A 13,998-nucleotide genomic window follows, 5' to 3' on the forward strand; every position below is an offset into this window, starting at 1 on the left:
ATGGGGGGACCATCCTCCAAGGCTAAATACTACTGACTGACCGATAGTGAACTAGTACCGTGAGGGAAAGGCGAAAAGAACCCCGGAGAGGGGAGTGAAATAGATCCTGAAACCGTATGCGTACAAGCAGTGGGAGCCCACTTTGTTGGGTGACTGCGTACCTTTTGTATAATGGGTCAGCGACTTATTTTCAGTGGCGAGCTTAACCGAATAGGGGAGGCGTAGCGAAAGCGAGTCTTAATAGGGCGTCTAGTCGCTGGGAATAGACCCGAAACCGGGCGATCTATCCATGGGCAGGTTGAAGGTTGGGTAACACTAACTGGAGGACCGAACCGACTACCGTTGAAAAGTTAGCGGATGACCTGTGGATCGGAGTGAAAGGCTAATCAAGCTCGGAGATAGCTGGTTCTCCTCGAAAGCTATTTAGGTAGCGCCTCATGTATCACTGTAGGGGGTAGAGCACTGTTTCGGCTAGGGGGTCATCCCGACTTACCAAACCGATGCAAACTCCGAATACCTACAAGTGCCGAGCATGGGAGACACACGGCGGGTGCTAACGTCCGTCGTGAAAAGGGAAACAACCCAGACCGTCAGCTAAGGTCCCAAAGTTATGGTTAAGTGGGAAACGATGTGGGAAGGCTTAGACAGCTAGGAGGTTGGCTTAGAAGCAGCCACCCTTTAAAGAAAGCGTAATAGCTCACTAGTCGAGTCGGCCTGCGCGGAAGATGTAACGGGGCTCAAACCATACACCGAAGCTACGGGTATCACTTAGGTGATGCGGTAGAGGAGCGTTCTGTAAGCCTGTGAAGGTGAGTTGAGAAGCTTGCTGGAGGTATCAGAAGTGCGAATGCTGACATGAGTAACGACAATGGGTGTGAAAAACACCCACGCCGAAAGACCAAGGTTTCCTGCGCAACGTTAATCGACGCAGGGTTAGTCGGTCCCTAAGGCGAGGCTGAAAAGCGTAGTCGATGGAAAACAGGTTAATATTCCTGTACTTCTGGTTATTGCGATGGAGGGACGGAGAAGGCTAGGCCAGCTTGGCGTTGGTTGTCCAAGTTTAAGGTGGTAGGCTGAGATCTTAGGTAAATCCGGGATCTTAAGGCCGAGAGCTGATGACGAGTGTTCTTTTAGAACACGAAGTGGTTGATGCCATGCTTCCAAGAAAAGCTTCTAAGCTTCAGGTAACCAGGAACCGTACCCCAAACCGACACAGGTGGTTGGGTAGAGAATACCAAGGCGCTTGAGAGAACTCGGGTGAAGGAACTAGGCAAAATGGCACCGTAACTTCGGGAGAAGGTGCGCCGGTGAGGGTGAAGGACTTGCTCCGTAAGCTCATGCCGGTCGAAGATACCAGGCCGCTGCGACTGTTTATTAAAAACACAGCACTCTGCAAACACGAAAGTGGACGTATAGGGTGTGACGCCTGCCCGGTGCCGGAAGGTTAATTGATGGGGTTAGCTAACGCGAAGCTCTTGATCGAAGCCCCGGTAAACGGCGGCCGTAACTATAACGGTCCTAAGGTAGCGAAATTCCTTGTCGGGTAAGTTCCGACCTGCACGAATGGCGTAACGATGGCGGCGCTGTCTCCACCCGAGACTCAGTGAAATTGAAATCGCTGTGAAGATGCAGTGTATCCGCGGCTAGACGGAAAGACCCCGTGAACCTTTACTATAGCTTTGCACTGGACTTTGAATTTGCTTGTGTAGGATAGGTGGGAGGCTTTGAAGCGTGGACGCCAGTTCGCGTGGAGCCAACCTTGAAATACCACCCTGGCAACTTTGAGGTTCTAACTCAGGTCCGTTATCCGGATCGAGGACAGTGTATGGTGGGTAGTTTGACTGGGGCGGTCTCCTCCTAAAGAGTAACGGAGGAGTACGAAGGTGCGCTCAGACCGGTCGGAAATCGGTCGTAGAGTATAAAGGCAAAAGCGCGCTTGACTGCGAGACAGACACGTCGAGCAGGTACGAAAGTAGGTCTTAGTGATCCGGTGGTTCTGTATGGAAGGGCCATCGCTCAACGGATAAAAGGTACTCCGGGGATAACAGGCTGATACCGCCCAAGAGTTCATATCGACGGCGGTGTTTGGCACCTCGATGTCGGCTCATCACATCCTGGGGCTGAAGCCGGTCCCAAGGGTATGGCTGTTCGCCATTTAAAGTGGTACGCGAGCTGGGTTTAGAACGTCGTGAGACAGTTCGGTCCCTATCTGCCGTGGACGTTTGAGATTTGAGAGGGGCTGCTCCTAGTACGAGAGGACCGGAGTGGACGAACCTCTGGTGTTCCGGTTGTCACGCCAGTGGCATTGCCGGGTAGCTATGTTCGGAATAGATAACCGCTGAAAGCATCTAAGCGGGAAACTAGCCTCAAGATGAGATCTCACTGGGACCTTGAGTCCCCTGAAGGGCCGTCGAAGACTACGACGTTGATAGGTTGGGTGTGTAAGCGCTGTGAGGCGTTGAGCTAACCAATACTAATTGCCCGTGAGGCTTGACCATATAACACCCAAGCAATTTGCTTGCTCTAATGAGCACCAGATTGCGGTGTGTGAAGACGAGATGAACCGAAAGTTCGATGCTCACAAACACCGAAAGCTGTCACATACCCAATTTGCTGAAGCGCGGCCAGCTGGCCACGACTCAGTACCCGAATTTCTTGACGACCATAGAGCATTGGAACCACCTGATCCCATCCCGAACTCAGCAGTGAAACGATGCATCGCCGATGGTAGTGTGGGGTTTCCCCATGTGAGAGTAGGTCATCGTCAAGATTAAATTCCGAAACCCCTATCTGCGTATGCAGGTAGGGGTTTTGTTTTGGCCGCAGGAAAGTTGTGGTCCATGCATTGGCTAGCGCGTTACATAGCAGGATAGTCTCAGCCGACGACCTTATTGATTGATACGGACTCAAGTAGGCGCTGGTTTTTGGTATGGTGCAGCTCGTTTTCAAGCGGACTGATTCAAGGCTAAGGACTGCCGACATCTATATTCAAAGAGCTGCAACAGAAATGCCTGAAGCCATTCCCATCAAAGATCATGAAACAGAGTCGCGCCTAGTTAACAAAAGGCTGATGGCATGCGCTCTGTTTGTCGTCGCCATCACTTGCGTTCTGATAGTGCGCATGTACTTCCTGGAAGTGATTGAGTACGACTACCACTCGACCATTTCCGAAAACAACCGTGTTCATGTCCTGCCAATCCCGCCGACTAGAGGTCTGATATACGATCGCAACGGGGTAGTACTGGCGGATAATCGGCCCAGCTACAACCTGACCATCACTCGCGAGCGCGCATCCGATGTCAACGCCGAGCTCGACGAGGTCATCAATCTTCTGCATCTGCCGAACGAAAATCGAGAGCTGTTTGATAAAGCGATGAAGCAGACCCGCCACCCGTTTGTGCCGGTGACTTTGTTTTATGAACTCAGTGAACAGCAAATTGCGGTACTCGCGGTGAACCAGTTTCGCCTGCCTGGTATCGATGTCGAGCCACAATTTGTCCGCAACTATCCAATGGGTGCCCACTTCGCGCATTCGATTGGTTACGTCGGACGTATCAACGAAAAAGAAACCAAGGAACTCGATACAGTCGAGTACCGCGGGACTCAGTCGATTGGCAAAACCGGTATCGAAAAATTTTACGAATCAGCGCTGCACGGCCATGTCGGATACGAAGAAGTTGAAACAAACGCTCAGGGTCGTGTGCTCAGAGTCCTCAAACACACGGATCCAGTGCCAGGCGAAGACATCGTCCTTAGTCTCGACGTCAAGCTGCAAGAGGCCGCCGAGGAGGCGTTGGGTGACCGTCGGGGTTCCGTTGTAGCGCTCGACCCGTCGACCGGTGAAGTGTTGGCCATGGTCAGCAAGCCCAGCTTTGACCCAAACCTGTTTGTCACCGGTATCAGCTTCAAAGAATACGCGGCGTTACGGGATTCAATAGACCGCCCACTTTTCAATCGTGTTCTCCGAGGCTTATACGCACCCGGTTCGACCATCAAGCCAGAAGTTGCGATCGCCGGCCTTGACGCAGGTGTAGTCACTCCGCAGACCAGAGTCTTCGACCCCGGCTACTATCAGCTTCCAGACTTCGACCACAAATACCGTAACTGGAACCACAGCGGAGACGGCTGGGTAGATATGGATGCAGCAATCATGCGCTCCAACGATACCTATTTTTATGACTTGGCTCACAAGCTCGGCATTGACCGCCTGCACGATTACATGGCGATGTTCGGCCTCGGTGAGAAAGTCTCGCTCGACATGTTCGAAGAATCGGCCGGCCTGATGCCGTCCCAGGCCTGGAAGCGTGCTACTCGCCGCCAGCCCTGGTTTCCAGGAGAAACGGTGATCCTCGGCATCGGTCAGGGCTACATGCAGGTCACACCACTGCAATTGGCCCAGGCCACTGCGCTCATCGCAAACAAGGGCGTCTGGAACCGGCCGCATTTGGCCAGAACAGTGAATGGTGTGGCGCCCGTGGACGAGCACCCGGTGCCAGATATTCTGTTGAAAGACCCCCGCGACTGGGAGCAGGTCAACCACGGTATGCAGATGGTCATGCATGATGCTCGCGGGATTGCCCGTGCGGCTGCCGCAGGTGCTCAGTACCGCATTGCGGGTAAAAGTGGCACCGCGCAAGTAGTGGCGATCAAGCAGGGTGAGCGTTATAACCGCGCGAAAACCCTGGAGCGTAACCGCGACAATGCGTTATTCGTCGGCTTTGCTCCAGCCGAGCATCCTAAAATTGTCATTTCGGTAATGATTGAAAACGGTGAAGCGGGTGGTCGGGTGGCGGGGCCGGTGGTCCGGCAGATTATGGATGCCTGGTTGCTGGATCAGGACGGCCATCTGAAAGCGCGATACGCCACGCCCGGCAAGAAACCAGGCGATCCTCACGTATGACTATGTGTAGCAGGTTTACGTAAGCACTGGCCCAAGACCGCTCTCACTGGAGACTACCGTGAGAGCACTCGTGCCGGCTTCAATAAAGGGAAACCTCAAATCCCCGGTACCGGGCAGCTCATATCACCCTCCGGGCATTTCAGGTAACCCTTGAATGTTTCCACCCGCGCTTTCGTCAGGTCAGTAAGGCAATTACTGTAGATCAGCGAATACACACTGCCGCCCGCCACGCCTGAGGCTGAGAATCTGCACTCGGCATCGCGAAACGCAATCCACGAGCGCTGTGCGCCAACTAACAGCTTCTTGCTATCCGGACTGCCCTTCAAACGCGCCGTGATTTGCTGATAAAGCGCATTCAGTTCCTTGTCTGCTGCCTTGTTCTGCTGGACCGCGCATTGATTCATAGACGATTGATCGGTCGCGTTGTCGCACTCTGCAGCCGAGGCCAGGGTTGTGAACAGCAAGGGCGTCAAAGCCCAAAGGAAGCGTGCTTGCATGGGATTCTCGCTGTGACATGAAATTGAGATGCAGTGTAGCGAACCGCTATCCACTTGTTGCATTGCTGCCTGGCGCAGGGCCAGAACTTATAGATGTAAATGCAGCCGAATATTGCAGGACGGTTGAATGTAAGGCCAGTTGTACAACTTTAAGGTTGGTCTTGTGGTCTTACAGGCCTACTGTTCATTACAGGAGGTGAGCTATGAATCCCGCATCAGATCGAATCGAAAGAAAGATCCTGCTCAAAGCGCAGCGCTCGCACGTCTGGCGTGTGCTGGCCAATGCCGAAGCATTCGGGCAATGGTTTGGCGTGGCGCTGGAGGGCAAGCGTTTTGTCGCCGGTGCATGGACCCAAGGCCAGATTACTTACCCTGGATACGAGCATCTGCTGTGGAATGTGCTGGTGGAGCGAGTCGAGCCGGAGCGGGTGTTTTCGTTTCGCTGGCACCCATATGCGGTCGCGCCGGAGATCGATTACACCCAGGAGCCGACTACGCTGGTCAAATTCGAGCTCGAAGACCACGATGAAGGCACCTTGTTGAAACTCACCGAATCCGGTTTCGATCACATACCCCAATCGCGTCGCCTCAAGGCTTTCCGCATGGACAGCCGCGGTTGGGATGAACAAATGGGCAACATCGAAAAATTCGTTAACGAAACCACTAATGCAGAGAAGGTATAGCGAATGTCTTACACGCGATGGTAGCGATGTCGTCTATGCCAGATTGGATCCGATGCGTATTCTGACCACATCAACTGAAGCACAGGAAGCGCTTCAGGATCATGGATGATCGACCATCAGCAAGGATTCGCTATCGACAGGGAGTCGACAATGGTCTTGGAAAAACCCGCCTCTGGCGGGTTTTTTTTCGCCTGTCGAAAACTCGACATTCGGGTGTTTGATCTACGGGCGCCACGATTTCAGTGCCGCTGCCACCCGCTCGGTAATCTGCGTTCGCTGCATCAACGACTGTGCCGAGCGCCGATTGGCCTCCTGCAATACATGGGCGGGAGCCGTCCTGGGCGTGCCTGAGTCAAAAGGTGGCGCCGGTGCGTACTCGAGCTGTAGTTGCACCAGTTGTGCGGTGTCCTTATCGAACAGTTCAGCGGCCAGCGTCAGAGCGAAATCGATCCCGGCGGTGATCCCGCCTCCTGTCAGTAAATTACCGTCACGCACCACTCGCTCCATCACTGGAATTGCTCCCAGCGGCGCGAGCAACTGATGGTAGGCCCAGTGGGTGGTGGCCCGTTTGCCCTTGAGCAGCCCTGCTGCGCCGAGCACCAGCGCACCGGTGCAGACGGATGTGACGTAGCGCGCGCCAACCGCCTGCATCTTGATGAAATCGAGCGTCTCGTTATCCTCCATCAACGCACCGACGCCGCTGCCGCCCGGCACGCAGATCACGTCCAGCGGAGGGCACTCGGAGAAGGTAGTGGTTGGTTTAAGCATGAGGCCAGTGCTGGCCGTGACCGGCATCAGGTCTTTCCAGATCAGATGCACCTTCACATCCGGTAATGAAGCCAGCACATCGAAGGGCCCTGTCAGATCCAGTTGCTGCACCTGGGGGAATAGTAGAAAACCGATCTGCAAGGTCATGGTGTATTTCTCAGGAGGCGGGTGGACGACCTCACCTTAGCGTCGTAGGATCTGGCGCATACGCCAATTACCCCACGAATCACGCCAATCATGCCCAGGATTATTCACGTGCTCACCTTTGCGAATGTGCAGTTGCTCGATGTCACCGGGCCCTTGCAGGTATTCGCCTCTGCCAACGACATTGCCGGCCACAAGGGCTTGCCTCCGCCGTACGCGCCCACGGTGATCGCTGCGGGTGGCGGGGCGGTGCTGTCTTCGGCAGGTCTGGCGGTATTGGCTGAGCCACTGCCAGCGCAGGGCAGCGACACAGTGATCGTGGCGGGAGGCTGGGGCGTTTACTCGGCAGCGGAAGATGAGGCGCTGGTAAAGTGGCTGCGCGAGCATGCGAAGGGTTGTCGGCGGGTTGCCTCGGTCTGCACCGGCGCGTTTCTGCTGGCGGCCAGTGGCTGGCTTGACGGGCGACGTGTGGTAACGCACTGGACGCGCTGCGAACAGCTGGCGCGGCAGCACCCGCAGTTGCGGGTAGAGCCCGATCCTATCTTCATTAACGACGGGCCGGTGTGGACTTCCGCCGGGGTCACTGCGGGCATCGACCTGGCGCTGGCCATGGTCGAAGAAGACTTAGGCCGCGCGATGGCCCTGGAAGTCGCGCAGCAGTTGGTGGTTTTCCTCAAACGTCCCGGCGGCCAGGCGCAATTCAGTGTGACCCTGTCTTTGCAAAAGCAGGGCAACCGCTTCGATGACCTGCACGCCTGGATCAGCGAAAACCTCACCATGGACCTGGGCATCTCGACCCTGGCCGAGCAGGTGGGCATGAGCGAGCGCAGCTTCGTCCGTCACTACCGCGCAGACACCGGCCAAACCCCGGCGCGAGCGATCGAACTTATCCGGGTCGAGACCGCGCGGCGTTTGCTCAGCGACACCTCTGCTGCAATCAAACGCGTAGCGATGCAGTGCGGGTTCGGCAGCGAAGAAACCTTGCGGCGCAGTTTTGTGCGCTCCATGGGCGTGACGCCGCAAGCCTACCGCGAGCGATTTTCTATCACTGCTGCAGCAGATCCAGCAGCGCTTTGACGGTCGCTTCGGGCGCTTCTTCAGGGATGTTATGGCCTACGCCCGGTAGCACGCGGCGCTCGTAGGGGCCGCTGAAATGCTCGATGTCCTCATCGATTTCCTCTGCCGGGCCCACACCATCATCCGCGCCACACAGCGAGATAGTTGGTACGCTGATCATCGGTTGGTTCGTCAGCGCTTCCTCGAGCCAATCCAGTGCGGGATCGCCGGGCGCGTACATGAAGCGGTGACGATAGGAATGAATCACCACCTCGACGAAGTCTGCGTTTTCGAAAGCGGGAGCGCTGAGCGAATAGAGCTCCGGACCATCGGCCCAGGTCGGCGACCACAGTTTCCACAGCAGCTCACACAGACTCCGGCGATTCTCGGTCAGGCCTTGGACGCCGCGCGGCGTATGGAAATAATATTGGTACCACAAGCGATGTTCGGTTTTCGGATCGAGCGGCTGGCTCGATTCAGGAATGTCCTGCAGGTTGTAACCATCCCCGGTGACCAGGCACCTGACCCGCTCCGGCCACAGCGCAGCCACAATGCATGCTGCCCGACCGCCCCAATCGTAGCCGCATAAAGCGGCTTTCTGAATGCCGAGAGCGTCCATCAGATCCAGCAGATCCTGAGCCAGTGCCGCTTGCTGACCGGAGCGCATTGTCTCGCAATGGTTGAAACGAGTCGGCCCATAGCCGCGCAGGTACGGCACGATGACACGGTAACCCTGGGCGGCGAGCGGCGGGGCGACTTCATCAAAGCCGCGAGGGGAATACGGAAAACCGTGAAGCAAAATCACCGGATCGCCGGACCTCGGGCCGTGCTCCTCGTAAGCGATTTGCAGCGTCGGAGTCAGGGCATAGTGGACCAGCAAGTCGTCGTTCATGGATCACTCCCGTGGCTGCAAACCGGTCTCAAGGCTGCCAGTAATTCTTCTCGCCACTCAATTTCCTGTCGAGGAAACTCGCGGCGCTGATCAGCGCCAGGTGAGTGAGTGCCTGCGGCGTATTGCCCAGGTGCCGAGCGTGGCTGTCGAGTTCCTCGGCATACAAACCCAGCGGGTTTGCATAGCGCAGCAGTTGTTCAAATTCGAGATGCGCTTTTTCCACCTGCCCAGCGCGGGCCAGACATTCCACGTACCAGAACGAGCAGGCCGCAAAAGCGCCTTCGGTGCCGGCGAGCCCGTCGATACCGGCATCTTCGTTGCGGTAGCGATAGACCATGCCATCACGCACCAGGGTTTTTTCGATCGCCGCCAGCGTCGAGAGCCAGCGTGGATCCTTGGCACTGACGAAGCGCACCAGCGGCATCAGCAACATCGAACCGTCCAGCGCGGTACCGCCGATGTGCTGCACAAAATGCCCGCGCTCCTCGTCCCAGAAGTTTTCCCAGATGTCGGCGTAGATGGCCTGACGGGTTTCATCCCAACGCGCGAAAGGGGCGGGCAGGGAGCGTTTGGAGGCCAAGCGAATCGCGCGATCCAGTGCCACCCAGCACATTAGTCGCGAGTGCAGAAAGTGATGCTGCTCGCCGCGCATTTCCCAGATGCCGACGTCCTTTTGCTCCCAGGTGCGGCAGACTTCGTCGACCACTTCCACGGCATGCTTCCAGCCTTCGTGGGAGATGGCGTCGCCGTATTTATTGACCAGATACACCGCGTCCATCAGTTCGCCGAAGATATCCAGCTGGACCTGATCATAGGCGCCATTGCCGATGCGCACCGGCGTCGCTCCGCCATGGCCAGCGAAGTGCGAAAGCTCGGTTTCCGGAAGCTTCTGGCGCCCGTCGACGGCGTACAGAATGTTCAGTTTTACCGGTTTTCCCTGGCAGTCGCTGACCCGACCGCGCAACCAGCGCATGTAATCGTTGGCTTCCTGAACGAAGCCCAGACGCATGAATGCGTAAACCGTGAACGACGCATCGCGGATCCAGGTGTAGCGGTAATCCCAATTGCGTTCACCGCCCGGTGTTTCCGGCAAACCGAACGTTGCCGCCGCGAGGATTGCCCCGTGTTTTCGCGAGGTCAGCAGCTTCAGGGCGAGCGCCGAGCGGTTGACCATTTCCCGCCAACGCCCGCGATAGTTGGACTGCCCGGACCAGTCACGCCAGAACTTCAACGTGCGCTCCATGCACAGCGCAGCGGCGCCCTCCTGGAAGCGTGGGTCATCGATACCGCCGAGCAGGAATTGCGCGATCTGGTCCTGGCTCAGGCTGAATTGCGCGACGGCGGAATTGGCGTCGACGGACAGCTTCTGATCGGACTTCAAGCGCAAAGAGGGTTGGCCGGCAGCCTCGAACACGACGTCTTCGGCATCCGCCCGTGTGCGGGTGTCGGCGCGCGCATAGTCAAGGCGCACGGCGCAGCGCATATTAAACGTCGCTCGACCACTGACCACGCGAACCTTGCGCATCAGCACCGGCAGGTCATCTTCACTGTCGCCAATCGGCAGGAGGTCGGTGACCTCGACCACCGCGTGCGCACTCAACCAACGGGTTTGCAGGACATTGGTGTCGGGTAGGTAAATCTGCTCGCGACGGGCGTCGGGCAGGTCGGGAGCCAACTGGAAAATCCCCGCTTCCGGCGTGTCCAGTAGCGAGCAGAAGATCGACGGGCTATCGAATTCCGGCCAGCAGAAAAAATCCACACTGCCTTTATCGTTGACCAGTGCGGCGCTGCGCATGTCGCCGATGATGCCGTGGGCGGCGATGGCGCTTTGTCGTTCCGTAAGATGATCAGCCATTGCCGCGAAACTCCGGATAGAGGCTCATGCCGCCGTCGATGAACAGGGTAGTGCCGACGATGTAATCGGAAGCATCCGAGGCGAGAAAAACCGCCGCGTTAGCGACATCCTCGACGTCGCCGACCCGGCCGTAAGGAATGAGTTTGAGCAAGTCTTGCTCGTCGACATCGCGATTGATCGCCGTGCGAATCGCCCCCGGTGCAATGCCATTAATGCGGATGCGCTGGTGGCTGACTTCCTGAGCAAGGGTCTGCATCAGTAAGTCCACGCCACCCTTGGAGGCCGCGTAGTTGACGTGCCCGGCCCAGGGAATGCGCTGGTGCACCGAGCTCATGTGGATGATTTTTCCGGCGGCGCGGGACACCCCTTCGCGAACGCCTTGCTGATTGAAAATGCGCAGGGCTGCGCGGGCGCAGAGGAACTGGCCGGTGAGGTTGACGTTGATCACCGCATTCCAGTCGGCAAGCGTCATGTCGAGGGCCGGGGCGTCTTTCTGCAGGCCGGAATTGGCCACCAGAATGTCCAGCGAACCGAACGCCTCAAGGGTCTGCGCGAACAGTCTGTCGACGTCTTCTTCTTTGGAGACGTCGGCACCGATGGCGATGGCGCGACCGCCGTTGGCGTTAATCTGCCGGGCCAATTCTTCGGCGGGCGCGGCCTGGGAATGGTAATTGATCACCACGGCGGCGCCGGCGGCGGCAAGCGCTTTGGCGACACCGGCGCCGATGCCGGAACTGGCGCCGGTGATCAGCGCAACTTGTTGCTCGAGGGAAATCTGCATGGGCGATCTGCGCCTTCAAGTTGGGGCCTTATCAGCTGACCGGTTGATGCTGTGCAGAGTTCACTTGGCATCGACGCCGGCCTTTTCACATTCAACCAACATTTCGACCCTTCCCCGACCCTCTGCCTTATGGCAACGTGCAGACCCCTGACAAGACCTGCATATCATGGCCAACCCTTACCGCGAATTATTCAAAGCGCCCGGCAGTGGCTCGTTCGTGCTGGCCGGCATGATCGCGCGCATGCCGATTTCGATGACCGGCATCGGCCTGATCACCATGCTTGCGCAGTTGCAGGGTGGTTATGGCCTGGCGGGAGCGGTGGCAGCGACCTTTGCTTTGGCGACTGCCTTCTGCGCGCCACAGGTTTCCCGTCTGGTCGACCGCTTCGGCCAGCGGCGGATCCTGCCGGTGGCAGCGCTGATCGGTGGCGGGGCGTTGTTGATGGTGCTGGTTTGCACGCGCCTGCAAGCGCCGCACTGGACCTTGTTCGTGTTCGCTGCGCTGGCCGGTTGCATGCCCAGCATGTCGGCGATGGTGCGGGCACGCTGGACCGAGATCTATCGCGGCCAGCCACAATTGCAGACGGCCTATGCGCTGGAATCGGTGCTCGACGAAGTGTGCTTTATCGTCGGGCCGCCGCTTTCGGTGGGCTTGTGCGTGGTGGTTTTTCCCGAGGCCGGGCCGTTGGCTGCCTTGTTGATGCTGGCGATCGGGGTTACCGCGTTCGTCCTGCAGCGTAATACCGAACCAGCGATTCATCCCCACGAAGAACACCATCAGGGCTCGATCATCCGCTCCAGCGAGATTCAGTTGCTGATGGCGGCGATGGTTGCCCTGGGCACCATCGTTGGCGTGATCGACGTGGTCAGCGTGGCCTTCGCCCAGCATCAGGGCCAGCCGGCGGCGGCGAGCATTGTGCTGTCGGTGTACGCGGTCGGTTCATGCCTGGCGGGGCTCGCGTTCGGCGCGCTGCGCTCGAAAGTGCCGCTGCCGCGATTGTTCCTTTACGGCGGCGTTGCCACGGCGATCACGACATTGCCGTTACTGCTGGCGAGCAATATTTTCGGACTATCGATGGCCGTGTTTGTCGCCGGTCTGTTCTTTGCGCCAACGCTGATTGTGGCGATGGCGCTGGTCGAGCAGATCGTGCCGCCTGCGAAACTCACGGAAGGCCTGACCTGGCTGGTGACCGGGTTGAGTATCGGCGTGGCGGTCGGCGCGGCCAGCTCCGGCTGGCTGGTGGATGCCTTCGGTGCGCCCAGCGGTTTCTGGGTGGCGATTGCGGCGGGGCTGGTGATACTGGTCTCGGCGATTCAGAGCTATCGCCATTTCAAATGATGATCTGCCTGTGGGAAGCTCGCTCGCGATCGCGGCGTGTCGTGCAGCTTTGATGCAAGCTGACACTCGGCCATTGCAAGCTTCCCTTGCAACCTAGAACCTCCCACAAGGTCCTGCGTAGACTAATTCCACGGCTCGCTCATCCGTTCTCTTAGCAGACAACTTTTCGAGGTGAGCCCGGTGACCCAGCTGACATTGCTGTGCCTGCCCTATTCCGGCGCCAGCGCAATGGTTTACAGCCGTTGGCGGCGCAAAGTGCCTCAGTGGCTTGACGTACAGCCTGTCGAACTGCCGGGGCGCGGGGCTCGCTTCGATCAGCCGTTGCACACGGACATGCGTGCGCTGGCGATGCAGCTGGCGCAAGAGCTGAAGCCGCAGATAGAAGCGCCCTATGCGCTGTTCGGGCACAGCCTCGGTGCCTTGCTCGCGTGCGAGTTGGCCCATGCCTTTCGTGCGCTCGGCTGTCCGGAACCGGCCGCGTTGTTCGCGTCGGGCACTGCGGCGCCGACCATGCGTGCCGACTATGACCGCGGTTTTGCCGAACCGAAAACCGATGCACAACTGATCGAGCAGCTGCGCACGCTCAACGGCACCCGTGAAGAGGTGCTGGCCAACGAAGAATTGATGAGCCTGACCCTGCCGATCCTGCGCGCTGATTTCCTTTTGTGCGGGCGGTTTCAACCCGCGCAGCGACCGCTGCTCAACTGCCCGGTGCACGTGCTCGGCGGCAAGGCCGACAAGGCCACCACCGAGCAGTTGATCGGCTGGAGCAGGGAAACCCACGGCAGTTTTTCCCTGGACATGCTGGCCGGAGGGCACTTCTTCATTCATGAGCACGAAGCCAAAGTGCTGCGGGTCATCAAGGATCAGCTTGAAGTGCATCATCGCCGGCATGCCGTGTCCGCCTCTGCCTGACACGACACGTGCTTAAACCTGTGGGAGCGAGCCTGCTCGCGATAGCGGTGTGCCATTCAGCAAGGATGTTGACTGACATACTGCTATCGCGAGCAGGCTCGCTCCCACAGGTTTCACGACACCTGAAAAGCCGCGCATTACCACTTCTCTGATACATATTCTCATTCG

Annotated in this window: 10 protein-coding genes and 2 rRNA genes (1 of these 12 running past the window's edge); 7 read left to right on the plus strand and 5 right to left on the minus strand. The window is 57.9% G+C overall.

The window, feature by feature from the left end:
- The 3 genes from ACYZTS_RS15335 to mrdA all read left to right on the plus strand — a co-directional run.
- A 23S ribosomal RNA gene (locus tag ACYZTS_RS15335) occupies positions 1-2,498 on the plus strand; it begins 394 nt to the left of the window's first position.
- Between the two features lie 156 nt (positions 2,499-2,654).
- A 5S ribosomal RNA gene (gene rrf / locus ACYZTS_RS15340) occupies positions 2,655-2,770 on the plus strand.
- Positions 2,771-3,007: 237 nt separating this feature from the next.
- A complete protein-coding gene (gene mrdA / locus ACYZTS_RS15345; RefSeq protein ID WP_461990209.1) occupies positions 3,008-4,900 on the plus strand; it encodes a penicillin-binding protein 2 in 1,893 nt (630 codons plus the stop codon).
- Between the two features lie 95 nt (positions 4,901-4,995).
- On the opposite strand, the gene ACYZTS_RS15350 is transcribed toward mrdA, so the two are convergent.
- Positions 4,996-5,397, minus strand: coding sequence for a lysozyme inhibitor LprI family protein (locus ACYZTS_RS15350; RefSeq protein ID WP_461990211.1), 402 nt, complete (start codon positions 5,395-5,397; stop codon positions 4,996-4,998).
- 203 nt (positions 5,398-5,600) lie between these two features.
- Between ACYZTS_RS15350 and ACYZTS_RS15355 the strand changes: the two genes are divergently transcribed.
- On the plus strand, positions 5,601-6,080 hold the full coding sequence (locus ACYZTS_RS15355) for an SRPBCC family protein (protein ID WP_461990212.1): 480 nt from the start codon (positions 5,601-5,603) through the stop codon (positions 6,078-6,080).
- 222 nt (positions 6,081-6,302) lie between these two features.
- Here ACYZTS_RS15355 and inhA read toward each other — a convergent pair whose 3' ends face one another.
- Complete coding sequence (inhA, locus tag ACYZTS_RS15360) at positions 6,303-6,995, minus strand: isonitrile hydratase (protein ID WP_461990214.1); 693 nt, start codon at positions 6,993-6,995, stop codon at positions 6,303-6,305.
- A 90-nt stretch (positions 6,996-7,085) separates the two neighbouring features.
- Between inhA and ACYZTS_RS15365 the strand changes: the two genes are divergently transcribed.
- The gene (locus ACYZTS_RS15365; RefSeq protein WP_461990216.1) at positions 7,086-8,069 is read left to right on the plus strand and encodes a GlxA family transcriptional regulator; all 984 of its coding nucleotides are present in this window, start codon (positions 7,086-7,088) and stop codon (positions 8,067-8,069) included.
- Here the strand turns inward: ACYZTS_RS15365 and ACYZTS_RS15370 are convergent.
- Genes ACYZTS_RS15370 through ACYZTS_RS15380 form a run of 3 tightly spaced genes read right to left on the minus strand, consistent with a single transcriptional unit; the run spans position 8,038 to position 11,576 of the window.
- Positions 8,038-8,940: an alpha/beta fold hydrolase gene (locus tag ACYZTS_RS15370; RefSeq protein WP_461990217.1), complete on the minus strand. Its 903-nt coding sequence runs from the start codon at positions 8,938-8,940 to the stop codon at positions 8,038-8,040. The two genes, ACYZTS_RS15365 and ACYZTS_RS15370, sit on opposite strands and share 32 nt — an antisense overlap.
- Positions 8,941-8,968: 28 nt before the next feature.
- Positions 8,969-10,795: a glycoside hydrolase family 15 protein gene (locus tag ACYZTS_RS15375; protein ID WP_461990219.1), complete on the minus strand. Its 1,827-nt coding sequence runs from the start codon at positions 10,793-10,795 to the stop codon at positions 8,969-8,971.
- Positions 10,788-11,576: a glucose 1-dehydrogenase gene (locus ACYZTS_RS15380; RefSeq protein ID WP_461990221.1), complete on the minus strand. Its 789-nt coding sequence runs from the start codon at positions 11,574-11,576 to the stop codon at positions 10,788-10,790. The genes ACYZTS_RS15375 and ACYZTS_RS15380 overlap by 8 nt, the downstream gene beginning before the upstream one ends.
- Positions 11,577-11,742: 166 nt before the next feature.
- Here ACYZTS_RS15380 and ACYZTS_RS15385 point away from each other — a divergent pair, with 166 nt between their 5' ends.
- Both ACYZTS_RS15385 and ACYZTS_RS15390 read left to right on the plus strand, forming a co-directional pair.
- A complete protein-coding gene (locus tag ACYZTS_RS15385; protein ID WP_028622621.1) occupies positions 11,743-12,915 on the plus strand; it encodes an MFS transporter in 1,173 nt (390 codons plus the stop codon).
- A 180-nt stretch (positions 12,916-13,095) separates the two neighbouring features.
- On the plus strand, positions 13,096-13,830 hold the full coding sequence (locus tag ACYZTS_RS15390) for a thioesterase II family protein (RefSeq protein ID WP_461990222.1): 735 nt from the start codon (positions 13,096-13,098) through the stop codon (positions 13,828-13,830).
- Positions 13,831-13,998: the final 168 nt, after the last annotated feature.

Source organism: Pseudomonas sp. TMB3-21 (genome assembly GCF_054898145.1).

Coding starts and splice junctions, on each gene's coding strand:
- mrdA (WP_461990209.1), top strand. CDS start 3,008: ATGCCTGAAGCCATTCCCATCAAAGATCATGAAACAGAGTCGCGCCTA.
- ACYZTS_RS15350 (WP_461990211.1), bottom strand. CDS start 5,397: ATGCAAGCACGCTTCCTTTGGGCTTTGACGCCCTTGCTGTTCACAACC.
- ACYZTS_RS15355 (WP_461990212.1), top strand. CDS start 5,601: ATGAATCCCGCATCAGATCGAATCGAAAGAAAGATCCTGCTCAAAGCG.
- inhA (WP_461990214.1), bottom strand. CDS start 6,995: ATGACCTTGCAGATCGGTTTTCTACTATTCCCCCAGGTGCAGCAACTG.
- ACYZTS_RS15365 (WP_461990216.1), top strand. CDS start 7,086: ATGCCCAGGATTATTCACGTGCTCACCTTTGCGAATGTGCAGTTGCTC.
- ACYZTS_RS15370 (WP_461990217.1), bottom strand. CDS start 8,940: ATGAACGACGACTTGCTGGTCCACTATGCCCTGACTCCGACGCTGCAA.
- ACYZTS_RS15375 (WP_461990219.1), bottom strand. CDS start 10,795: ATGGCTGATCATCTTACGGAACGACAAAGCGCCATCGCCGCCCACGGC.
- ACYZTS_RS15380 (WP_461990221.1), bottom strand. CDS start 11,576: ATGCAGATTTCCCTCGAGCAACAAGTTGCGCTGATCACCGGCGCCAGT.
- ACYZTS_RS15385 (WP_028622621.1), top strand. CDS start 11,743: ATGGCCAACCCTTACCGCGAATTATTCAAAGCGCCCGGCAGTGGCTCG.